The sequence below is a fragment of the Chloroflexota bacterium genome (genome assembly GCA_035652535.1).
In the GTDB taxonomy this organism is placed as follows: Bacteria; Chloroflexota; UBA6077; order UBA6077; family SHYK01; genus DASRDP01.
On record DASRDP010000152.1, the window covers coordinates 1 to 21,488 of the forward strand.

At 67.6% G+C, this 21,488-nt stretch carries 23 protein-coding genes; 7 read left to right on the forward strand and 16 right to left on the reverse strand.

Annotated elements, in window-relative coordinates; genetic code table 11:
• Positions 1–112 precede the first annotated feature (112 nt).
• On the forward strand, positions 113–1,228 hold the full coding sequence (gene purM, locus VFC51_18670; protein HZT09050.1) for a phosphoribosylformylglycinamidine cyclo-ligase: 1,116 nt from the start codon (positions 113–115) through the stop codon (positions 1,226–1,228).
• A 265-nt stretch (positions 1,229–1,493) separates the two neighbouring features.
• Here the strand turns inward: purM and VFC51_18675 are convergent, their stop codons facing one another.
• From VFC51_18675 to VFC51_18725, 11 genes are all read right to left on the reverse strand, one after another.
• Entirely contained in the window at positions 1,494–2,042 is a 549-nt protein-coding gene (locus VFC51_18675; GenBank protein HZT09051.1) for a hypothetical protein, read from the reverse strand.
• Positions 2,043–2,066: 24 nt separating this feature from the next.
• Complete coding sequence (locus VFC51_18680) at positions 2,067–2,198, reverse strand: hypothetical protein (GenBank protein HZT09052.1); 132 nt, start codon at positions 2,196–2,198, stop codon at positions 2,067–2,069.
• Positions 2,199–2,349: 151 nt separating this feature from the next.
• Entirely contained in the window at positions 2,350–2,766 is a 417-nt protein-coding gene (locus VFC51_18685; protein HZT09053.1) for a hypothetical protein, read from the reverse strand.
• On the reverse strand, positions 2,763–3,494 hold the full coding sequence (locus tag VFC51_18690; GenBank protein HZT09054.1) for a class I SAM-dependent methyltransferase: 732 nt from the start codon (positions 3,492–3,494) through the stop codon (positions 2,763–2,765). Before VFC51_18690 ends, VFC51_18685 begins: the two co-directional genes overlap by 4 nt.
• A 3-nt stretch (positions 3,495–3,497) precedes the next feature.
• Positions 3,498–3,953, reverse strand: a complete 456-nt coding sequence (locus tag VFC51_18695; protein ID HZT09055.1) for a response regulator — start codon at positions 3,951–3,953, stop codon at positions 3,498–3,500.
• A gap of 300 nt (positions 3,954–4,253) precedes the next feature.
• A complete protein-coding gene (locus VFC51_18700) occupies positions 4,254–5,408 on the reverse strand; it encodes an ornithine cyclodeaminase family protein (protein HZT09056.1) in 1,155 nt (384 codons plus the stop codon).
• A gap of 2 nt (positions 5,409–5,410) precedes the next feature.
• Positions 5,411–6,193: an XdhC family protein gene (locus VFC51_18705; protein HZT09057.1), complete on the reverse strand. Its 783-nt coding sequence runs from the start codon at positions 6,191–6,193 to the stop codon at positions 5,411–5,413.
• Positions 6,190–6,516, reverse strand: coding sequence for an XdhC family protein (locus VFC51_18710; protein HZT09058.1), 327 nt, complete (start codon positions 6,514–6,516; stop codon positions 6,190–6,192). The genes VFC51_18705 and VFC51_18710 overlap by 4 nt, the downstream gene beginning before the upstream one ends.
• Before the next feature lie 156 nt (positions 6,517–6,672).
• Positions 6,673–7,839: a VWA domain-containing protein gene (locus tag VFC51_18715; GenBank protein HZT09059.1), complete on the reverse strand. Its 1,167-nt coding sequence runs from the start codon at positions 7,837–7,839 to the stop codon at positions 6,673–6,675.
• A gap of 332 nt (positions 7,840–8,171) precedes the next feature.
• Positions 8,172–9,077: a MoxR family ATPase gene (locus VFC51_18720; GenBank protein HZT09060.1), complete on the reverse strand. Its 906-nt coding sequence runs from the start codon at positions 9,075–9,077 to the stop codon at positions 8,172–8,174.
• 386 nt (positions 9,078–9,463) lie between these two features.
• On the reverse strand, positions 9,464–9,790 hold the full coding sequence (locus tag VFC51_18725; GenBank protein ID HZT09061.1) for a cupin domain-containing protein: 327 nt from the start codon (positions 9,788–9,790) through the stop codon (positions 9,464–9,466).
• A 219-nt stretch (positions 9,791–10,009) separates the two neighbouring features.
• On the opposite strand from VFC51_18725, the gene VFC51_18730 reads away from it, so the two are divergent.
• Entirely contained in the window at positions 10,010–11,260 is a 1,251-nt protein-coding gene (locus tag VFC51_18730) for an MFS transporter (protein ID HZT09062.1), read from the forward strand.
• A gap of 23 nt (positions 11,261–11,283) precedes the next feature.
• Here VFC51_18730 and VFC51_18735 read toward each other — a convergent pair whose 3' ends face one another.
• Together VFC51_18735 and VFC51_18740 are read right to left on the reverse strand one after the other, a co-directional pair.
• Entirely contained in the window at positions 11,284–11,895 is a 612-nt protein-coding gene (locus VFC51_18735) for a lactate utilization protein (GenBank protein HZT09063.1), read from the reverse strand.
• A 60-nt stretch (positions 11,896–11,955) separates the two neighbouring features.
• On the reverse strand, positions 11,956–12,891 hold the full coding sequence (locus tag VFC51_18740; GenBank protein ID HZT09064.1) for a VOC family protein: 936 nt from the start codon (positions 12,889–12,891) through the stop codon (positions 11,956–11,958).
• A gap of 148 nt (positions 12,892–13,039) precedes the next feature.
• Here VFC51_18740 and VFC51_18745 point away from each other — a divergent pair, with 148 nt between their 5' ends.
• A complete protein-coding gene (locus VFC51_18745; GenBank protein ID HZT09065.1) occupies positions 13,040–13,966 on the forward strand; it encodes an amidohydrolase family protein in 927 nt (308 codons plus the stop codon).
• Between the two features lie 129 nt (positions 13,967–14,095).
• Here VFC51_18745 and VFC51_18750 read toward each other — a convergent pair whose 3' ends face one another.
• The 3 genes from VFC51_18750 to VFC51_18760 form a co-directional block, all read right to left on the reverse strand.
• Entirely contained in the window at positions 14,096–15,196 is a 1,101-nt protein-coding gene (locus VFC51_18750; protein HZT09066.1) for an amidohydrolase family protein, read from the reverse strand.
• 96 nt (positions 15,197–15,292) lie between these two features.
• Complete coding sequence (locus VFC51_18755) at positions 15,293–15,823, reverse strand: DinB family protein (GenBank protein HZT09067.1); 531 nt, start codon at positions 15,821–15,823, stop codon at positions 15,293–15,295.
• Positions 15,824–15,856: 33 nt separating this feature from the next.
• Positions 15,857–17,110, reverse strand: coding sequence for a Rieske 2Fe-2S domain-containing protein (locus VFC51_18760; protein ID HZT09068.1), 1,254 nt, complete (start codon positions 17,108–17,110; stop codon positions 15,857–15,859).
• A 130-nt stretch (positions 17,111–17,240) separates the two neighbouring features.
• Here VFC51_18760 and VFC51_18765 point away from each other — a divergent pair, with 130 nt between their 5' ends.
• The 4 genes from VFC51_18765 to VFC51_18780 are packed head-to-tail and all read left to right on the forward strand — an operon-like array spanning position 17,241 to position 21,483.
• Positions 17,241–17,738 (forward strand): chemotaxis protein CheW, encoded by a 498-nt coding sequence (locus tag VFC51_18765; GenBank protein HZT09069.1) that lies wholly within the window; start codon positions 17,241–17,243, stop codon positions 17,736–17,738.
• The gene (locus VFC51_18770) at positions 17,722–19,302 is read left to right on the forward strand and encodes a protein-glutamate O-methyltransferase CheR (protein HZT09070.1); all 1,581 of its coding nucleotides are present in this window, start codon (positions 17,722–17,724) and stop codon (positions 19,300–19,302) included. Before VFC51_18765 ends, VFC51_18770 begins: the two co-directional genes overlap by 17 nt.
• Positions 19,299–19,889, forward strand: coding sequence for a chemotaxis protein CheW (locus VFC51_18775; GenBank protein ID HZT09071.1), 591 nt, complete (start codon positions 19,299–19,301; stop codon positions 19,887–19,889). Before VFC51_18770 ends, VFC51_18775 begins: the two co-directional genes overlap by 4 nt.
• Before the next feature lie 13 nt (positions 19,890–19,902).
• On the forward strand, positions 19,903–21,483 hold the full coding sequence (locus VFC51_18780) for a methyl-accepting chemotaxis protein (GenBank protein HZT09072.1): 1,581 nt from the start codon (positions 19,903–19,905) through the stop codon (positions 21,481–21,483).
• The last annotated feature ends 5 nt before the right edge of the window (positions 21,484–21,488 follow it).

The window sequence follows — 21,488 nt, forward strand, 5'->3', positions numbered from 1 at the left end:
AGAGGCGCCGTCCGCTCCTTCCCCCCTTGCGGGGGAAGGTCGGGATGGGGGGGCGGGCCCGTGCCGCCACCGCCCAGGCATGCGTCGACCGATCGTTCGGTCGCGAAGCCCCATGACGGGCGGCCCTCACCCAACCTACTCAGCGGCCGGCGTCGATACCGAGGGGGAAGAGGCCGGCCTCCAGCGCCTCACCGCGCGCCTTCGCCGGACGTGGACACGCCGGGGCGCGGGCCAGGTCGAGCTGGACTTCGGCCAGTACGCGAACGTCGTCCGCATCGACGACCGCCTGGGCATGGCGATCTCGACCGACGGCGTGGGGACGAAGGTGCTCGTCGCCCAGATGATGGACCGGTACGACACCGTGGGCATCGACTGCGTCGCGATGAACGTGAACGACCTGATCTGCGTGGGGGCCGAGCCCATATCGATGGTCGACTACATCGCCATCCAGCGCATGGACCCCGCCCTCCTCGACGAGATCGCCGTCGGCCTCGAGGAGGGCGCCCGCCGCGCGAAGATCTCGATCTCCGGCGGAGAGATCGCTCAGCTCCCGGAGATCATCGCCGGCGAGGCCGGCCACAACGCCTTCGACCTCGCCGGTACGGCCATCGGCACCGTCGCCCTCGATCGCATTATCACCGGCCGCCAGGTCGAGCCCGGGGACGTCGTCGTCGGCATCGAGAGCAACGGGGTCCACAGCAACGGGCTCACCCTCGCCCGGCGCGTCCTCCTCTCGGGCAACGACCGTCTCGACGTTCGCGCTTCAGCGCCCGGACTCGAGGGCTGCGTCGGGGACGAGCTGCTCCGCCCCACCCACATCTACGTCCAGGAGGTCGTCGAGATGCTGGCGGCCGGCCTCCAGGTGCGCGGGCTGGCCCACATCACCAGCGACGGGTTCCTGAACCTCCGTCGCCTGACGTGCGATTGCGGCTACGTGATCGACGATCTTCCTGAGGTGCCTCCCATCTTTCGGCTCATCAGGGAGCGCGGCCGGGTCGACTGGGCGGAGATGTTCAGCGTTTTCAACATGGGGATCGGCTTCTGCCTCATCGTCCCCCCGAGCGACGCGGGGGCAGTGATCCGCGTCGCGGCCGAGCATGGGAAGCGCGCGACGGCTATCGGGCGCACGACCCATGATCCCTCACGGACCGTCAGCGTGCCCGCGTTCGGGCTCGTGGGCATCGACAATCACCGCTTCGTGGCCACCGGGAGCAGCGCCGGGGCCTGAGGCGACAGTGACGAATCCTCGACAACACCTCGCGACGAGCGCTTCGGCCGGGGGACCGGACGGATCAAATCGTTCCGAGGCCGACGAGGGGTTGAGCGACTGACCGCTCGCGACGAGATCCCTCGCGTCGCTCGACTTGACAGACGCATGTCCGAGCGCTCAGGCGAACGGTTCGATCGCACTTGTGAACGTTTTCGGCGCAAACAGCGCGGGGCCCGGAGGGTTCCGCTCCGGGCCCCGTTTCGCCGAATCGATCCGGCAGAGGTTACGGCTGTTGCTGCGGTGGCGGCGGCGGTCCGGCGCAGAGGCCCGCGTCGCCAGACTCGATGTGCACGCGAACGTCGCTGGACGAGTCGCTCACGGGCACCGCGAGCACGCCCACCCACGGCCCCTGATCGCTCTGGCAGAAGAGCCCCTGGGGCGGCCCCTGGTCACCAAAATTCGACGGCGGCCGCCATCCCCGCGACGGGAGGTTTTGGTCGAAGAATCCGCCGGCGTCGGCTGGCGCCGACGACACGTCCATGATCACGTCCCAGGTCATGATCCCATTCCCCAGGTCTCGGACGATGGTGCCGACGACGTTCGCACCGGGCGGGAGGGGAAGGTCGAGCGGAGCGTTTGACGCAAGCTGGCCGGGGAGCAATGTGACGCTTTGGGCGCCGCCCGGTCCGCCGATCGCGCGTCGCGCCAGCTCGGACACGTCGCCTTGCTGGGCCATCGCCGAGCGCTCTCCGGCGTTCGTCAGAATTCCCACCGCCCCGATCACCAGCACGCCGGCGATCAGGGAGGCGCCTACGGGCCACCAACGCTTCATCGGGTTCGACTCCAGTGAGGTGATTTACATGGGCCAGTCGAGGGGGAACTCCTTGCGGAGCTCCTGGTACTCGGGATCGTCGGCGTACTCGCGGGCGAACACGGCGAGCTTCGCCGCCAGATCCGAAGCGGTCGTATGCAAAACGCTCGAGACCATTCCCGTGGTCTCCTCGAAGTCACCGCTTCAGTTTCGGTATCAGCCGCGCATGCGCGACATGACGTACCGATCTTCTTCGTTCATGTCGTTCCCCCTGGGTCCATAGTCATATTGTACTCGTCGCCATCCTGCCGGTTCCCTCACTCGCGGGTCACGACTGGGAGAATCCGACCGGTTGCGTCGTAACGAGCACCGTCTCAGCGTCCGGCGCGCCATCCTCCCGGAAACTCACGCGAAGGCGCGCGAAGACACGCCAGTCTGCGCTGCGCCATCGGAGGTTGAGGATGACGAACGCGTTCTCGACCACCGTTCCCGCGTCCTCGCGGCAGGCCACGAAGAAATCGAGCGTCTCGTCGCCTGCGGGGGCGATCGTCGCCGGCGGGTCGAGGTCGCGGCGCGGGCTTCGGAAGCGGCCGTGCGGCAGCCACGCCGCCAGGACCGACACCGGTTCGACGTCGTCGTTGCGGACGCGCCACGTCATTCGCCACACACCGGCGTCCGGCGTGGGCTGACACGCCTCGGCGGTCACGGCAAGCGACGGGCCCGCGGCCGAGGCGAAGCCCGTCACGCGCGGCCCACGACGAAGAGCTTCGCTGGCTCGCCGTTCGGGTCCAGATCTCGCCGCCAATCGAGAAACGCGACGTCGCGAAAGCCGGCCGCCGACAGCGCGTCGCGAACCTCCAATTCCGAGTGGCACCGCTCGTCGATCACGATGTCCTTGCGCTCCCACCCCTTCCCGCGCATGAAGACGGTCGCGCGAAACCGAGCGATCCGGCTCGCCCGGTCGTATTCCACCTCCACGATGCAAGCCTGGTCCTCGTCCGCGATGCCGAAGGAGCCGGTCCAGTGGCGGAGGTACTTCTCCTCGGTGTTCAGGTCGAACACGAAGGGTCCACCGGGCGCCAGACTTCGGCGCACGCAGGAGAAGGCCGAGGCCAGGCCGTCGAGATCGATGATGTGGTTCATGCTGTCGGACGTCGAAACCACGGCGTCTGCCGGGGTTTCCAGGGTGAAGTCGCGCGCATCCGCGTGGATGAACGCGGCGCTTGGCGCGATTTGGCGCGCGTATGCCAGCATGGCGCTCGATCCATCGAGCCCGGTGACGCGAAACCCGCGTTCGACGAGATGCCGTGCAAGCTGACCGGTGCCGCAGCACAGGTCCAGGACGTGGGCGCCAGGCGGCAAGTCCTTCAAGGCGAGCGCGTCGAGCACCTGAGGCGCGAAGAAGCTAAAGCGGCGCCAGTGCCGATGGTAAACGGGCGCGAACGCGTCGTACCCGTCGCAGGCGCTGAACACCAACTACCGGGCTTCGGCCAGGTCGGACGTGACGATGCCGAGGCGAAACGCGTGGATCTCCTCGACGAGCTGGATGAGCTGCGCCGCGTCCACGGGCTTCGTCATGTACGCGGCAGCGCCGAGCCGGAGGGATCGCAGGACGTCGTGCTCGTCGCGCGAGGCGGTCAGCACGACGACGGGAACGCTCGCGAGCAACGGGTCCTGGCCGATCTTCGCCAGCACCTCCTGGCCGCTCACCTTGGGCAGGTTCAGGTCAAGGAGAATGAGATCGGGGCGCGTGGCGTCGCTGTAGGCGCCTTTCCTTTCGAGGTAGGCGAGCGCTTGCTCGCCGTCGCTGACGACGGTCAAATTGTTGGCCAGCTTCCCTTCGCGGAAGGCTTCCATGGTGAGGCGCACATCGCCGGAGTTGTCCTCAACGAGCAGGATTTCGATGAGACGGACGTTGCCGGCACCGAGCAAGATGTTGCCTCCGTTCAGGTCAGGCGACGAGACGTGCCGCGGCGGTCGGATAGACGGTAGGCTCTTCTAGAAGACTCATCAGCTACCCCACGCATCCTGCAGCGCTGCATTGTATGACGGTAACACTTCGAACACCATGGACGGCAGCGCCCTCTGTTCCTTACGCTTCGATCAGCATAAGAGAGATCGCCAGCGTTCGGCACGTCGCCCGCTGCAAGGGCCCCCGGATTCCGCTCCGAAATGCCGCACAATGTCTTCGACCGGGCCCGTCGCGGCGCCTTTAGCCCAGCAGGGGACGAATCAGTTCCGGATGTCCTGCAGGAACCACTCGGTGGGGACCTCGCGGCCGAGGCCCGCGGCCTTCGCACGGTCGTAGACGAGCGACGACACCGTCACGAACTGCAGCCCCTGTTTGCCGCCGCCGCCGCCGATCACGCCGCCGGACGCGCTCACCTCACGCGCGCTCTGCCGTCCGCTGGCCGTGCCTGCGATGAGGTCCACCAGCGGGACGACCCGCGCCCGCTGGGACGCCGTCCGTTCTCGGCGGGACTCGCCGCCCGACGTTAGATCGTCGCGCCTGCTGCCGGGTCCCATCGCCTCCTCGAGCGCGACACGGCTCCCGGCCAGGTACGTGGTGAAGCCGCGAGAGTCGTCGATGGGCACGCCTTGCACCACCTGGCTCGTCGGGTCGCCGCCGATGGCCACGTCGATCCGCGCGAGCGCGTCCCGATGGATCTCCCCCATCACCTGGGTCAGGTGCATGCCAGGCTCCACCATCGACGCCAACACCGTTGGCGTCACCGAGCTGGTGCAGCTCGCGAGAATCTCGGCGCCGCGAGCCGCCTCCTCGGCGCTCCCGCAGGGAATCACGTCCAGGTCGAGCGCCTCCGACATCTCCCGGGCATACGCCTCGCGATGCGCAGCCGTCGGCGAGTAGACCTGCACGCGCTTGATGGATCGCACGGCGGCGAAGGCGAGGAGGTGACTGTGAGCCATGCCGCCAGACCCCAGCATCCCCACCACGCTGGCATCGGATTTCGCTAGGTACTTCGCCCCCAGCGCCGCGAGTCCGCCAACCCGCAGATGCTGGAGGTATCCGTCGTTGATGATGGCCAGCGGCTCGCCGGTGTTGGTGTCGAAGAGGAAGAGGAGCCCGCAGAAGAGGCCCGGCTGGGTGCAGTACTTGTCCTCCACGCGCCGTCCGTCGCCGATGTCCCGCCAGCTAATGATGTCCGACTTCATCCGAATCACGTGGCGATGGAGCCCCTTGCTCGAGCCCTCCATCGTTCCCCAGCGATGGAATCGCGCCGGGTCGTCCGTCTCGGTATAGATGTCGACGCGCGGCCGCGCGACCAGCTCGTGCCTCGCCAGCTCCCGGTGCCCATCTTCCAGGACGCGGAGCGTGTCCTCGACGGTAAGCACCCGTTGGACGTCGTCGTTGTTGAGGAAGAGCACGCTTACCGGCTGGCGGCGGGCGCGAACGCGCCGGCGGTGTCGCGGAGGGGCGTCCCGGCCTTCCCGTATCGCGCCGCGACCACTTCCGCCATGATGGCGAGCGCGATCTCCTCCGGCGCCTGGGACCCGATGTCGAGCCCGATCGGAGAGTGCACCGCCGCGAGCCGCTCGCGGTCGACGCCGCGGGCGAGGAGCCGCTGCACGCGCTCCTGGTTCGTCTTGCGGCTGCCGATGGCGCCGATGTAGCTCACGCGCGTCTGCAGCACCCGCTCGAGGATCGGCTCATCCTGCTTGGGATCGTGCGTCAGCACCACCACGTAGCTGTTCTCGTGGAGCTGCGCGCGGGCCAGGTAGTCCTCCGGATGCTCGATGGCCAGATCGTCCGCTTCGGAAAAGCGCTCCCGCGTGGCGAAGACGCCCCGAGGGTCGATGACGTTGACCCGAAAGCCGAGGATCTTCGCGAACTTCATGAGGGGGATCCCGACGTGGACACCCCCAAAGATGTGGAGGGTCGGCGGCGCTGGGTAGGCGTCGAAAAAGATCTCCGCCTCGTCGCCGGCAGAATCCCGCGCGGTGAAGGCCTTCGACTGGCCGGATCGCAGGAGCCGCGCGCCCTGGTCGAGCGCCGCCGCGTCGAGGGCGGCATCGCCTAGGGAGCCCCGCAGCTCGCCGCCGGTTAGGACTACGCGCCGACCCAGGCGCGTCTCGGGACGCAGGACCGTCGCAACGCCGACCGGAGTCTCCTGTCGAACCAGCTCGGCGATCTCGTCGTACGCGGAGGTCACGGCCTCCGCTCCGCCGGCAGGGGCTCGATGAGCACTTCAATCGTCCCCCCGCATGAGAGGCCGACCGAGATGCCGAACTCGTCGCTGATGCCGTAGCTCACGAGTCGTGGCTTGCCCGCTTTCAGCACCTCGAGGGCGTGCATCGCGACGTCGGTCTCCACGCAGCCACCGCTGACCGACCCGACGAGCTGACCCTCGGATCCGACGAGCAGCTTCGCGCCCTCGCGCCTGGGCGTCGAGCCAGACGTCTTCACAACGGTTGCCAGCGCCGCGTCTTTGCCGGCCGCATGCCACTCCGTCAGGCGCTCCAGAACCTCGTCCATACGTTACCTCCGTGTATCGGCCGTTGGATCGCCATAGGGCCTCACCGCGGGCGGGAGCTGCCAACCGTGCTCGCGGACCTGGTCGAGGGCCATTACGATACGGTCATCGCAAGCTCCCTCAGCTCATTGTATCGTCGGCGAACGGCGAGCGCCGGATCAGCCGGCGAGGCGCTGGGTCGCGATTGAGCGTGGACCGCGCGGCGCGGCCAGGCTGTTGGCCAGCTTCTGTAGGCTGGCCAGATTGTGCGCGGCAGCAAAGATGTCGACGTATGGCAACGCGGCGACCATCCCGCGCGCGACCGGCTGGTACCCTTCTCGCCCCAGGAGCGGATTGAGCCAGATCAAGCGCGCCGCGCGCTTCTGCAGGATCGCCATCTGCTCGGCGAGAAGATCCGTCTGCCCGGTATCCAATCCGTCGCTGAGGATCATGACCACCGTCCGCGGGTCCACCATCCGTCGCGCGAAGCTCTCGTTGAAGGTCCGCAGGCTCTCGCCGATTCGCGTCCCGCCCGACCAATCGGGGATGTCCGCCGCGATCTCGCCGAGCGCCGTCTGAATGTCGGCGTGCTTGAAGTAACTCGAGACGTGATGCAGCGACGTGCTGAACACGAAGGACTCGATGCGGCCGATGACGTTCTGCATGGAGTGCATGAACTGCAGCAGAAAGACGCTGTACTGCTCCATGCTCCGGCTCACGTCGCAGATGACCACGATGCGCGGCTTTCGGATCTTCCGCTCCATGCGCGCCAGCTCGATGACCGTGCCCCCAAACTGCACGTTGCGTCGAATGGTCCGACGGGGATCGACTCGCGTGCCTCGCGTCGTGATCCGGTAACGTCGACTCTTCCGCGTCGCGACACGCCGGGCGATGGTGACGCACGCGCGGGCCACCGCGCCCAGCTCGTCCGGTTTGAAGTCGGAGAAGTCCTTCTCGATCACCGCTTCCATCGCGCTGTACGAATCGCCGCTCGGCTGACTTTCGGCGCCCTCTTCTCGGGCCACTGCGATGGTGGGGGCCCGCTCCTCTCGAACGAGCGATTCCTCGTCCGACCAGCCGCCCCAGAAGCGCTCGAACAGCTCGTCGAATAGCGGCCGCTGGTCCGGGTTCCACAGCAGCACCGACCGCAGAGCAAGATAGAACTCGCCGCGATCGCCGAGATCGATCACGCGGATGGCGCGCACCGCGTCGTGCACTTCGGCCGGGCTGACCATGAGGTCGTTTGCACGCAAAAAGCGCGCGAAGTCGATCACGTTGTGCGCGAGGTTCGCCCGGGATGCGCGTGACGGGTCCGCGCGCGCTCCTCGATGGCCCTCAGCCTCCATTTCGCCCTCCTGTCGCGGCACTGGTTCCGAGTCCGCGTTTCTCGCCCGTTCGTCCTCGGCTGGCCCCAGGGCGAACGGGGGGACGGTCATCCTGGGGGCGTAGCCCGAAGGATCTCGCCCCCGGAGATGCTTCGCTTCGCTCAGCATGACACCGGGCGGTGGTGCGCACGCCGCGCCCCGGCCCGCAGTTCACGGCGGCGGCCCGCCCTTCGGCAGGCCTGGCCTGTGCGACGCCGAAGGCCCCAGGGCGAACGGGGGGACGGTCATCTCGAGGGCGCTGCCCGAAGGATCTCGCCCCCGGAGATGCTTCGCTCAGCATGACAGCGGTCGCGTCATGCCTCGACGCGGGCGAGCAGGTCCGGCGCCGCATCCGCGAGCTGTTCGTCGGCAATCTCACCGATGGCGCGAACCAGCCGTTCCACCCGAGGGCCCGCGTAGCGGACGATGTCGTCCCGGTCTTTCAGGATGCAGCCGAGGGTCTCCGACACGGCCTCCGGCTCCAGGTGATCCTGGTGCAGGGCCATGAGGCTCACGGCCCAGTCGAGCGTCTCGGCCACGCCGGGAATCTTGGAGAGCTTGAGCTGGCGGGCGACCTGCATGAACGCGGCGACCTGGTGGGCCAGATCGCGAGTGATGCCCGGCACCTTGCTCTGAATAATCTGCGATTCCTTTTCAAACGTCGGGTAGTCGATCCAGAGGTAAAGGCACCGTCGCTTGAGCGCATCGCTTAGCTCGCGGGTCCGATTCGACGTCAGAGCCACGTATGGCCGATGCGCCGCCTCGATGGTGCCCAGCTCGGGGATGGTCACCTGAAAATCCGACAGCACCTCGAGAAGAAAGGCCTCGAACTCCTCGTCGGCACGGTCGATCTCGTCGATCAGCAGCACCGGCGGCCGCTCGGGCTCCGTGATCGCCTGCAGGAGCGGCCGCTTGAAAAGAAACGACTCGCTGAAGATGAGCCGCTCCTTCTCGTCGGTGGATAGCTCCCCCGCCTCTTCGATCCGCATGCGCAGCATCTGCTTTGGGAAGTTCCATTCGTAGAGGGCGGTATTCACGTCCAGGCCCTCGTAGCATTGCAGACGAATGAGCCGTGTGCCGAGGGCGTGGGCGAGCACCTTCGCAACCTCCGTCTTCCCCACACCGGCGGGCCCTTCGATGAGCACCGGCTTCCGCAGCTCCATCGCGAGGTAGACGGTCGTGGCAATCGCCCGGTCGGTCACGTAGTTCTCGCGCTCCATCAGCTCCTGGACGCGGCGCACACCTTCAATCACGCAGTCCCACTCCCCGGGTTGGGCTGGCCGGACGGCTCAGTCAAGGCCCCGGCGCGATTGCCCCTGGACAGAGACCTCTGGCGGCCTCCGGCCCCATAGTCTACCCCGTTTATCCTCGGGCTGAGCGCAGCGAAGCATCTCCCTGAGGCGAGATCCTTCGGGCTATGCCCCCAGGATGACGAAATCACCGCCCGTCCGTTACTCGATCGCGACTCGCGAACGCCCGTCATGCTGAGCGCAGCGAAGCATCTCTCTGAGGCGAGATCCTTCGGGCTACGCCCCCAGGATGACCAATTCATCGCCCGTCCTTCCTTCCACAAGCTCAGGACGAACGACTTTCGCGAACCATCCCGTTAGGGCCCGGGCCAGGGCGTGAGGCCCATCAAGATTACGAGGCGCTGGAGACCGGCGTTCTTGACGCCGTGGGTCACGCCGGCGGGGGCAAGCACCGTGTGGCCCGGTCCCGCATGGACCGTCTCGCCCCCCACCTCAAACTCGCCCTCGCCTTCGACGACGAAATAGAACTTGTCCTGGTCTGCATGCGTGTGGACGCGGTCGCTCTGGCCCGGTTCGAGACAGTTCAGCCCGAGGAGCATCCGCGGGCTCTCGAATAGGGTGGATTTGAACATCTTGTCGGGGTTCGAGCCGACCAGCGAGCGATAGTCGATCACCTGCGCCATGGGCGCCTCCTGCAACGCGGGGTAGGTCGCTCAGGGGAATCATACGGAATCGTCCCATTGCCGCAGGCGGGGGCCACGCGCAGCGCCACCCGTTGTTGCCTCATAACTTAAACCGACCGAAGGGCCACCTTGTGATTCGATCGGCCGTGTTTGTATATTTCCAGCGGCAATAATTTGCTGTATTTGTAACGACCCGTCCCCCGATTTCGCTGGAGTCCCTTGCACTTCTCCGCACTGTGGCGCCGTCCCGACTTCGTTAAGCTCTGGGCCGGACAGACCGTCTCCCTCTTCGGTTCTCAGCTCACCAGCCTGGCACTGCCGATGACCGCAGTGCTGGCATTGCGGGCCACCCCGATGCAGCTCGGGCTGCTGGGCGTGGCCCAGAATGCGCCGTTCCTCCTCATCGCGCTCTTCGCCGGCGTTTGGATCGACCGCGTTCGGCGGCGACCCATCCTCATCCTCTCTGACGTCGGGCGAGGCGTGACGCTCGCCTACGTCCCCGTCGCCGCGGCCTTCGGCTCCCTGCGGATCGAGCATCTCTACGTCGTGGCTTTCCTCCTCGCCAGCATGACGCTCGTCTTCGACGTAGCGCACATCGCATTTCTCTCGTCGCTGATCCGGCGGGCCGAGCTGACGGACGGGAACGGGAAGCTGCATCTCAGCCGGTCGCTGGCGTCGATCATCGGCCCCGGCGTGGCAGGGTATCTGCTGCAGCTCTTCGCGGCTCCGGTCGTGATCTTCGGCGACGCCGCCTCGTTCCTGGTCTCGGCGATCTTCCTCCGTTCCATCCGGCGGCCGGAGCTCCGCCTGGTCCGGAGCCAGGAGCGGCCATGCGCCTGGGCGGAGGTTCGCGCCGGAGTGCATACGGTCTGGGCAGACCGGACACTTCGCTCCATCACGGCGCGCAACTGCACGTTCAACCTGTTCGCGAGCTTTCCGGCCATCTACCTGCTCTTCCTCACCCAGGACCTTGCCCTGCCGGCGGGGGTGATCGGGCTCGTCATGGCGATCGGAGGCGTCGGCGGCCTCGTCGGCGCGTTCCTCGCCGGACCCGTGGCTCGGAAGCTCGGCGTTGGGCCGGCGATCGCCGTGGCAGCGACGGCCGAGGGGATCGCCGGCCTCTTCGCCCCCCTCGCCGTCGGACCGCGGCCGATGCAGCTCGCCCTCCTTGGAGTCGGCCAGTTCGCGTGCGGGCTGGGTGGGCTCGTCTACGGAATCAACCAGCTCAGCTTGCGGCAGGCGTGTACGCCGGCCTCCCTCCACGGCCGAGTGAACGCCACGATCCGGTTCCTTGTCTTCGGCGCCGCGCCGCTGGGCTCGCTGCTCGGCGGCATATTGGCGGAAAGCCTGGGCCTGCGCGCGACGCTCGTCGTCGCGGCCATCGGCATGGCCTCCTCGTCGGTCTGGATTGTGTGCTCGCCGCTGCGCGAGATGCACGCCGCGCCCGGGCTCGAAGCCTCCGCCGGATAGCCGCGCGGCTCGCAGGACGCTGCTCAGAACCCCAGGGGCTCGCCGATGAGGAGCATCCGGATCCGTCCGATCGCGCTTTCGCCGTAGAAGATGCCGACCTTATTGATAGCGCTTCCCGCCTCGCCCAGCGCCTTCACGCGCGCGTCCTCACCGGGTAGGGCCACCTCGCGAATGCGGCGCATGGCGTCCTCGAGCGTCGGCACGATCTTGTTGACCCCGACCACCCAAATCACCCGCTGAGCGCCGAAGATATACCCGCCCAGGCGCGTGCCCGACGCGTCGCACACGACCGCCACGCCGTCTTCGGTCAGGGCGTTGACGCTGCCGAGGAAATATTCGGCCAGCGTCGCTCGTCGGCGGTTCGCCGTACGGACGGCTGGGTCTGCGTGCTGCTGCGTTTCCGCGCGAAAATAGCGCAGCTTGCCAGTCTCGTGGAGCCCCTTGAGCCAGCTCGTGAAACCGATCTGATCGAGCGTCGTCGAGCTGCCGGTCTGCACCTCAGAGCCCAGCGGCACCAGCTCCTTCAACCGCGCGAGCGCCTCCGCGCCGGTCTCGTAGTACTCGCTCTCGATGTTTCGCTCGCTCAGCGCCGCTCGCAGCCGGGTCACCCGGGCGCGGTCTACCGTTTGCGCCACGCGCTCGTCCCCCCTCACGCGGATATCGCTTCGATGGGTTCTCCAAGGTTCGGCATTCCGCTATCGACCGGGCCGCCCGCGGCCGCCGCTCGCCGGTGCCTCATCGAAGTGGGTGCCGGCGTGGGCGATGTATTGCAGGTTGTAGCCATTTGGGTCGAGGAAGTACGTTCCCTCTCCGCCGCCGTCCCCTTCGTTCTCCCGCCGCACGATTCGCAGATCACCGTGCGTCGCGTCGCCCCGCTCGTCGTGGTTGATGACGCCATACTCGTCGAGCTGCGCGCATGCCGCCGCGAAGTCCTCGTGAGGCACGTAGAAGGCGAGGTGGTTCCCACGAAAGCGCGCCCAGGTCTGGATTGATGGGCGCTCGACGCGCTGGAAGCGAAAGAGCTGGCCAGAGGTGGGGAGCCGAAGGTCCAGGCACGGATTTCCCTCCGGTGACCGCCCGCGATGGGTCACTTCGAACCCCATGGCTCCGACGTAGAAGTCCGCCGTCCGTGAGAGGTCGGTGGATTCGTAGTCGACCCGGTCGAGCCGAACGATTTCGACTTCGTCTTGGGGGCGCCGCTTGGGCGTCCCCCGGTCCACGAACTCGACGAAATTCCCCTCCGGGTCGTGCAGCCACACGTGGCTCGCGTCGTCCCCGTCGTCGCCCTGCGGACCGTCGAACGGCACCCCGGCGCGCCGCAACCGGTCGAGAAGCTTGGGAAAATCCTCCGTCGCGACCTCATATGCCCACCGTGGGATGCCGCGGTTCAGCTTTCGGTACGGGAGCCCCCACAGCTCGTCGCCGAACAGCCCCAGCTCGATGGTTCCGAGCTGCACGAACATCGAGGGCGGGCGCGTGCCGTGGGGGTCGGCTTCCGGCTCCCGCCCGTAGTCCAGCCGCTTGCGTTTCACCTTGCCGCCGAGCACCCCGCAGTAAAACGTCTCTGCGCGGTTGATGTCCTGCATCGCGGTGACGTAGTGGTCGATCTGCTGCGCGAAACAGCGAGCCATAGTCCAGCCCCCAGCATGGGTTCCGCAAGGATGCACCGATTGTAGCCGACCATATTCGCGACCGGGCGGGCCGTGCTAGACTGAGGCTCTCGGACGGCGATCAGCGCCAATCGGCCGAGGATCCTGGGCACGCGGGAGGCGCAACCCGATGCTGATCGACTGGCACGCGCATCACACGCCCCCGGAGCTGGGCTCAGCCTTCGAGCGCCGCGGGGCGCGGCCACCGCGCCCCGACCCGTTTGACTCGCCGGATTTCTCCCGCCGCGTGGCGGAGATGGACGCCGTCGGGATCGACTTTCAGATCGTGTCTCAGGGCGCCGGCGTCAATGCGGACCGACTGCCGCCGGCCGACGCGATCGCCATCGTCCGGCAGTCCAACGACCTCATCGCCGAGCGCACGTCCTCGCACCGCGACCGCCTGGCTGGAAGCATTGCGTTCACGTGGGTCAATCCAATCGAGTCGGCAGCCGAAATTCGCCGTATGGCAGCGGCCGGATTCCGCGCCGTCATGATGTACGGCCGAGGCGACGTCATGGGCGACCCAGCCGTCGAGCCCGTCTTCCGCGCCATCAGCGAGGTCGGCTTGCCGGTCTTCCTCCACGGCGGTGCCGCAGCCGCCGCCAAGGACCCGACGTTGGAGCGCCTGGAAGACGCCGGGCAGGGCGTCGTCGTCAGCGCGTCGGCCGACGCCGCGGTCTCGGACTGCGTGGTCCGCATGATCGCGGCCGGCCTGTTCGACCGCTACCCGCACCTCCAGGTCGTGATCAGAAGCTCCGGCGGGGGCATCCCGCTGCTCCTCAGCAAGCTGTGGTGGAAGCACAAGGGACCAGGCGGCGAGGAGCGCTACGCCGATGTGCTCCTGCGGCACTTCTCCGTCGACTGCGCCAGCGCGCAGCCGCGCACGCTGCGGTTTCTCCTCGACACGCTGGGCGCAGACCGAGTCGTATTCGGGTCCGACTACTGCGGCGGTCTCGGACCCCTCGCCAAGGCGCTCCCGGTCATCAACGAGCAACCCGACCCGTCACAGATCACCCGCGCGATGGAGCGCAACTCGCGCGCCCTGCTCCACCTGTAGGAATCAACCGTGCTGTGGGCGCACGCCCTCCGCCGGATGCCCGGTGGGCAGGCTGGCGGTTCGCGCTGAGCCGCCACTCCTCCTTCTTCGAGCGGACGGAGCGACATTCGCGATCCTGCTCGGGCTGGTTCAGCCCCCAGCAGCGGCCGCGGCGGCCGCTGCCTTGGCCGACCCGGCGCCCAGCCCGTAGAAGCGCTCGGCGTTGGCGTGCAGGATGTTCTCCTTGTCCTGCGCCGTCAGCTCCTCGCACTCCAGCATCTCCTGGATCTCTTCCTTGCAGATGGCGTTGTTGACTTCGTGGGGAAAGTCGGACGAATAGACGAACGCCTCGCTCCCCACCTGGGCCGACGCGTGGGCCAGCGTGGGCTCGTCGCCCTCGCACCCGATGAAGAGCCGTCCCGCCTGTACGTGCTTGCGGATGTATTCGCTCACGACTTCATCCGGCGCCGGCGCCAGCTCGCCCCGCGGGTTCCACTGGATGTGGGTCTCGTGGGCTCGATCGAATCGCTCGATGGCCACCTCGAGCCAGGCGACGCCGCCTTCGAGGAATCCCCACTTGACGTTCGGGTAGCGGTCCAGCAATCCGTTGAAGAGGATGCCAGAGAAGTTGATGAGGAGCGCCAAGGGGTGACCCATGCCGCCCACTGGCGTGTAAACGTTCATCTGATCGAAGCCGAGGCCGCTGTGGGCGCCGCCGTGCACCCCGAGGGCGCACCCGAGCCGGTCCGCCTCCTGGTAAACGGGCCAATACTGCTTGGCACCCAGGTGGCTGGCCAGCCCGGTCGACGGAAGCATTGCCCCGCAGAATCCGAGCTGCGTCACCGCGCGGCGCAGCTCCTCCGCCGCTGCGTCCGGGTCCTGCATGGGTATGAGCGCCATGCCGCGGAATCGCGGGCTTCGCTGCAGGTACTCCTCGTGGAGCCAGTCGTTGTAGGCGCGACAGAGGGCGATGGCCCAATCCAGATGAAAGACCTTCCCGACCGCGAGTCCGCTCGTCGTGTAGAGCACGGCCGTGTCGATGCCCACATCCTCCATGAATTCGATCCATTCCTTCGGTCCAGTTTCCCGTCGGAACGAACCGGGCGGCGTCTCGCCAATGAAGGCGTGGAAGTGATCGAGCGGGGGGAACCAGCGCTCGAGCGATCGGCCGTCCTTGAAGGGGGACGGCAGATACTTCCGGAGCCCGTCAGAGTCCTCGAATACGTGGCCATCGCCGTCGATGATCTTCACCGGAGACCTCCTCACTCGGGTGTCGCTGGTTCGTCTCGAGGGCCGGCCACGCGGCCGGCGCTCACGTGGGTATCTTACCCCTGTCTGTCGGCCCGATCACGTCCGCGACTGCTTCCACCGCTCGACGAGCTGACCCACCTGGTCGATGTGCTCGTTGTAGTGGTCCGTCACCCAGCCCAGCACGTCCGCCGCGCGCGTGGCATACGGCTCCGTGGCGTCCGCTCCGTATAGCACGTTCGATGGGCGGACGTATTCCTCCGACCCCATGGCGCGCACGCGCGCCGCGAGGGCATCGTGCGCGGCGCGCATATCCCGAAAGACGCCCGGGCGCTCGGCGCTCCCGAAGCCGTCGCGCACCATCGCATCTCGTTGCCGCTTGGCGTCGTCCGCAGCGTCGAGCGCCCGCACCTCGCCATAGTTCGCGCCTTTCATGAGATCGAGCACGTGAACGTAGTGGAGCAGCACGTCGGTGACGTGGACCGCCAGCCCGCCGAGCGTGTAGTCCTCCCCCTCCGGCACGTACGTCAGCGCCTCGTCAGGGACCTGCTGATACGCCTGCTCGAGCCCCTCACGGGCCCGCGCAAAGGCGGCCAGATCGGCGCCCTGATCCGGTGTGCCCGCACTCATCGACTCCTCCTCCCGACGAATGGGGCGATTGTATCAGAGCGTCAGCGGCAGCTCGTCGAACGCCGCGTCTCGCGATGCCAGGAACGCGGCCGAGCGCACGCGGTAGGCCCCACCCCTCGCGGCGGCGATGGGCTCGACGCCGCGCTCGAGGTCGGCGATCGACCGGAGGAGGAGCCTCCGCATCGAGATGATCGCCGTGTCGCTCGAGCCGAGGTGCTCCATCGTGCGGTCTGCGATCGGTCCGTGCTGGTCTTCCTGGACGGCCAAGTCCTGCTCCCGAATTCCCCGGATGCCGGTGAAGGAATCGTGCCGCTGCTTCTCGCGATCGATCAGGTAGTCGTTCGCCATGTTGGCGACCGGGAAGAACGTACGAGGGTCCACTTCGGCGTAGATCCCCGTCCAGGATTCGATTCGCGCGACGTCTTCGGACGTGAGCGGGCGGTCCGGTCGCCACGTCACCGTGTAGCCCCACATGTGTGTGTCATCGATGGGGATCGCCGCGGTGAAGCTGATCGGGGATCCAGGCTCGCTGGGGATCATCGTGTAGGAAGGCATGAGGAACTGCGTGACGCGCCAGTAGTACTGCCCATCGTCCCAGTTTCGCCGGGCGCCGATCACCAGTCCGTAGTCCGTTTCCCGGACGTCGAACGTCGGCGCAAAGTGGCGCGCTCGGCTCAGAAGCCGCTGGCCCGACACCGTCGCCCCGTCGTAGTCAGGCCGAAGCGAACGGTGGAGGAAAGACACGTGGCTCGAATCAACCTCGCCTTCCACGTTTTGCAGATAGCTCGACGCCTGGAACCGCTTGTGCACGTATCGGTGGCTTTCCGGAACGAGCGTCCACTCCAGCTCCGGCAGGTGCGGGACGCGGTCTGCGGGGCCCATGTAGGTCCAGAGGATCCCCCCGCGCTCGACGCACGGATAGGCCAGGTGTCGGACTCGATCCTTGAAGCTGCTTGCGGGCGGCTCGTTTGGCATGTCGACGCAACGGCCCTCGGTGTTAAATTTCCAGCCGTGATACACACAGCGCAGGCCTCCCTCCTCGTTGCGCCCGAAGAAGAGGCTCGCACCACGGTGCGGACAGTGGACACCGAGCAGGCCGACGAAACCCCGCGTGTCGCGAAAGGCAACGAGGGGCTCACCCAGCAGCGTGACCCGCACGGGCGTGCAGTCGGGCTCCGGAAGCTCCGAGGAGAGGAGGACCGGCAACCAGAACCGCCGGAACAGCTCCCCCATTGGGGTCCCCGCGGAAACGCGCGTTAGCCGTTCGTTTTCCTCACGCGAAAGCACGGCGCCCTCCCCGATCGCGGCCGGCTGGAATTCCGCCAGACTCGGCACTGGTGTGAACAAGAGCACACAATCGAAACAGTTCTAGATATCTAATAGAATTGGCCGTAGCATGATAGGCCCGAGGCGCGTGATGGTGGCCATGGCAGGCGCAGCGGCGAGCGCCATTCGCGTCGTCGTATTCAGGCTCGACACCCAGTCGTATGCGGTGTCCCTCGACTCTGTCATTCGGGTGGAGCGCATGGTCGCCGTCTCCCCGTTGCCGCGCGCGCCGCACGTGTGCCTCGGCGTCGTCAACGTGCACGGACAGATCGTACCGGTTCTCGACCTCCGCCGCCGGCTCGGGCTCGCTCCGCGCGCGTACGGGGTCGACGCACAGCTTCTCATCGCCAGAACGTCGGCGCGCACCGTGGCGATTCCCGTCGACGCGGTGACGCGCGTCGAAAGCGCGGCGCAGCTTCAGGTCACCCCAACGCGAGACATCGTGCCGGGCATCGAGCACGTCGAAGGGATTCTCCCCATCGGTGACGAGCTCCTCTTCATCCACGACGTCGAACGATTCCTCTCGAAGTCCGAAGAACGAGAGATCCAGGCCGCCATTGAAGGGATGGGCGATGCGGGTCACGCCTGAAGCGCTGGAGCGGGCCCGGCAGATCATTGCCGCACGCTTCGGCCTCGATGTTCCGGACAGCCGAATGGAGGACCTACGCCGCGGACTCCAGAAGGTGCTCCACGCCGGATCGCCGGACCTCGGCGTGCTCCAGCTCGCAGGACTGCCGGACGACAGCCCGGTGTTCGGCGAGCTGATGCCGTGGCTGACCATCGGCGAGACCTATTTCTTTCGCGACCGCGCCTGTTTCGACGCGCTGGAGCGCAGCATCCTGCCCGCCTTGATCGCAGAGCGCCGCGGCGCTGGGGCCCAATTCATCCGCGTTTGGAGCGCCGGCTGCGCCAGCGGTGAGGAGCCATATTCGTTGGCGATCGTTCTCGACCGCCTGCTGCCGGATCGAGATCGCTGGTCCATTTCAATCCTGGCTTCGGACATCAATCCGCGCGCCCTCGAGACCGCGCGCGAAGGGCTGTATCGCTCCTGGTCCCTCCGCGACACGCCAGACGCCATCATATGGACGTACTTCCGCGAGCGGGGGGACCAGTTGTTCGAGGTGGACCCGCGCATTCGCGAGATGGTGACCTTCACCCGGCTCAACCTTGCCGCCGACCGCTATCCCAGCGACAACCCGGACGCCACCGGCCTCGACTTGATCTTCTGCAAGAACGTCCTGATGTACTTCACCCGCGATGCGCGCGAGGCGGCGGCGCGCCGACTGGGCCGTGCCCTGGCTCCGAACGGCTTTCTGGCGGTTAGTCCTGCCGAGACGTCAATCGAGCTGTTCCATCCGCTCGTGAGCGCATCATTTCCCGGCGCCGTCTTCTACCGCAAGTCCTCCGAGACCTGGGCCTCGTCCGGGGAGCAATCCGCCGCGCCACAGCAGCTGATCGGCGGACCGGCCGCCTCATCGACCCTCGATCCGCCACCGATCTGGTACCCTGCGCCGACGCCCGGACCCTTCGAGCTCCGTGACGATCATCCGCCGGTCGCAGCCGATGTGGCCCTCGCCGCCCCCGCTTCGGAGTCGGCGGACGCAGCCCTCGCCGCCCCCGCTTCGGAGTCGGCGGACGCAGCCCTTCCCGATCACGTCGACCCGGCGACCGACACGACGGCGGAGCCCCGGACCGACGATGGTCCGGACAACGCCGTCGTTCGGTTGATGGAGCGCGCGCGGGCAGCGGCCGACGGGGGGGACCTGGCCGCCGCGCGCGTCGCGTGCGCGGCGGCGCTGGCAGCGGACCCGCTGTTCCTCGCGGCGCACCTGCTCATGGCAGATATCGCGCGCGAGACAGGAGACATCGGCGCGGCCCGCGAAGCATTGCAGCGGGCGATCTTTCTCGCTCCGCGGGCCGCCGCCGCCCACTTCGCCCTGGGCACGCTCCTGATTCGACACGGGCTCCACGCCGAGGGACGGCGTTCGTTGCGCGCGGCGATCGGCATCCTCGAAGCGCAGCACCCGGATGCTCCGGTGGAGGGCAGCGAAGGCCTTACGGCAGGCCGAATCGTCGAGATCGCCCACGAGCTTCTCGACGCAGGATCGGCGACCGATCCTGCGCAGCCGCGGGGAAGGGTGCTGGATGCATGATTGACGCCTCTGGGATGCCAGACCCGACCGAGCCCCTGGCTCGTGCGATGGGCCGAGCGGAAGTGGGCGGCGCCCTGCCGGCCGGCGCGTCGGTCGCCGAGGTGCTGCTGGAGCGCGCGCGCGCCCTGGCCCGGCCCATCGAGACCGGTCCGGTCCGACTTGAGCGCGGCCGGGTTCTCCTCTTCACCCTCGGCGCCCAACGATTCGCGGTGGACGTTGGCGCGGTCGAGGCCGTCATTCGCATCCCATCGATCACGCAGGTCCCGGGCGCGCCCGACGCGATTGTCGGTATTGCGCTTCACCGCGGCAACGTGATCCCGATCGTGGACGTTCGCTCGTTCTTCGGAGAGATTCGGAGCGGCGACCACGGGTTCGGCGTCGTCGTCCGCGCGAGCGACGGCCCCTATGGCCTCCTTGCGGACGAGGTCGTCGGCGTCGTCCCGCACGGGATCGTCGAGGCCCCGGCCTCCAGCGACGATGCGCAGCGACCGTCCGCCGTGACGCGGGTCGGCGACGAGGTGGTGGTCATGCTGGACCCCGACGCCATTGCGCGCGATCCGCGAGTGGTCGTGGACGAATCACTATGAGAGGGAGGACGCCGTGAACTGGACTGTCGGTCAGCGCATAACCGCCGGCTACGCGGTCATTCTGCTACTTCTGGCCATCGTGGCGGGCGTGGGAATCTTCTCGCTGCCGCGCACGACGGACGCGCTGAGCGCGGCATTGCACGAGCAGGGCCAGGAGCTGAGCGGAACCTTGACGCGGCGGGAGAGCCTCAACTCCGCGCTCGCCGACTTCCTCGAATACCTGATCGCCCCGAGCAGCGATTCGCTGGCCGCGTGGCGCACTGCCATGGACAGCACGAGAAAGACGACAGTTGAGCTCCGCGACCAGAGCCCCTCGCCTGAGCTGAAGTCTTCCTGGAACGACGTATTGACCACGACGGACGAGTGGCAGAAGTCCATGCAGCGAGCCGTGGACGCGAAGGCGGCCGGCGACGACGCGACTGCGGTTCGCATCGCGACGACCGATGTAATTCCGGTCCGCGCCCAGCTCAGCCAGCAGGTCGATCGCCTCAACAGCGGCGCCCTGGCGCGCCTCACCGAGTCCAGCAATGCCGCCACGGACAACGCATCTCGCGCATTCTGGCTCATGCTGTTCGTCGGCATCGTCGCCTTCGTCGCCGGGTTGGCCATCGCGTGGGCCCTAACGCGGTCCATCACCGCGCCGCTGCGGGCGACAGTGAACACCCTCGCATCCGCCTCCACGGAGATCCTCGCCGCGACGACCCAACAGGCGAGCGGCGCGGCAGAGGAAGGGGCGGCGGTTCAGGAGACGACCACGACGGTGGAGGAAGTGAAGCAGACGTCGCAGGTCTCGCTGCAGAAGGCTCAGGCCGTTGCGGAGACCGCGCAGAAGACGGTCCATATTTCGCAGGAGGGCCAGCGCGCGGTCAGCGAGACCAGCCAGGGCATGCAGGAGCTGAAGGGCCGAATGGAGGGCCTCGCGCAGCGGATCCTGGCCGTGAGCGACCAGAGCCAGGCAATCGGCGAGATCATGGCCACGGTGAACGACCTGGCCGAGCAATCGAACCTGCTCGCGGTCAACGCGGCCATCGAAGCCGCCAAGGCCGGCGAGGCCGGGGCGGGCTTTGGCGTCGTCGCCTCCGAAGTAAAAGCGCTTGCCGAGCAATCGAAGCAAGCCGCCGCCCAGGTCCGCGGGATCTTGAATGAGATTCAGCGGGCCACCCAGGCGGCCGTCCTGGCCGCGGAACAGGGCGTGAAGGCCTCCGAGGACGCCGAGGCCGTGGCCAACCGCGCCGGCGATGCCATTCGCGTGCTCGCCGACGGCCTGAACGAGTCTGCCCAGGCCGCCCAGCAAATTGTCGCGTCGGTCCAGCAGGGCGTCGTCGGCATCGACCAGGTGTCCCTTGCCATGCAGAACATCCAGCAGGCGTCCTCCCAGAACATGGCCTCGACGCGACAGGTGGAGCGGGCCGCGGCCGACCTAAATGAGCTTGCCCGCGGGCTCCGCGATCTCGTCGCGCGGGAGCCGTCCACCAACGGCCGCGCGTACGCGGCGGCCCGTGGCATCGGTGGCGCCCGATCCAGGGTCGCGGCCCGCACCGATGCCGCCGACGCGGGCGGCGACGGGACGGTCGCGGCGGGACGCTCCGGTTGATCGGG

Coding starts and splice junctions, on each gene's coding strand:
- VFC51_18755 (HZT09067.1), bottom strand. CDS start 15,823: ATGAGTGCGGGCACACCGGATCAGGGCGCCGATCTGGCCGCCTTTGCG.
- VFC51_18770 (HZT09070.1), top strand. CDS start 17,722: ATGCGGGTCACGCCTGAAGCGCTGGAGCGGGCCCGGCAGATCATTGCC.
- VFC51_18720 (HZT09060.1), bottom strand. CDS start 9,077: ATGGAGCGCGAGAACTACGTGACCGACCGGGCGATTGCCACGACCGTC.
- VFC51_18775 (HZT09071.1), top strand. CDS start 19,299: ATGATTGACGCCTCTGGGATGCCAGACCCGACCGAGCCCCTGGCTCGT.
- VFC51_18715 (HZT09059.1), bottom strand. CDS start 7,839: ATGGAGGCTGAGGGCCATCGAGGAGCGCGCGCGGACCCGTCACGCGCA.
- VFC51_18745 (HZT09065.1), top strand. CDS start 13,040: ATGCTGATCGACTGGCACGCGCATCACACGCCCCCGGAGCTGGGCTCA.
- VFC51_18765 (HZT09069.1), top strand. CDS start 17,241: ATGGTGGCCATGGCAGGCGCAGCGGCGAGCGCCATTCGCGTCGTCGTA.
- VFC51_18675 (HZT09051.1), bottom strand. CDS start 2,042: ATGAAGCGTTGGTGGCCCGTAGGCGCCTCCCTGATCGCCGGCGTGCTG.
- VFC51_18710 (HZT09058.1), bottom strand. CDS start 6,516: ATGGACGAGGTTCTGGAGCGCCTGACGGAGTGGCATGCGGCCGGCAAA.
- VFC51_18725 (HZT09061.1), bottom strand. CDS start 9,790: ATGGCGCAGGTGATCGACTATCGCTCGCTGGTCGGCTCGAACCCCGAC.
- VFC51_18680 (HZT09052.1), bottom strand. CDS start 2,198: ATGGTCTCGAGCGTTTTGCATACGACCGCTTCGGATCTGGCGGCGAAG.
- purM (HZT09050.1), top strand. CDS start 113: ATGACGGGCGGCCCTCACCCAACCTACTCAGCGGCCGGCGTCGATACC.
- VFC51_18740 (HZT09064.1), bottom strand. CDS start 12,891: ATGGCTCGCTGTTTCGCGCAGCAGATCGACCACTACGTCACCGCGATG.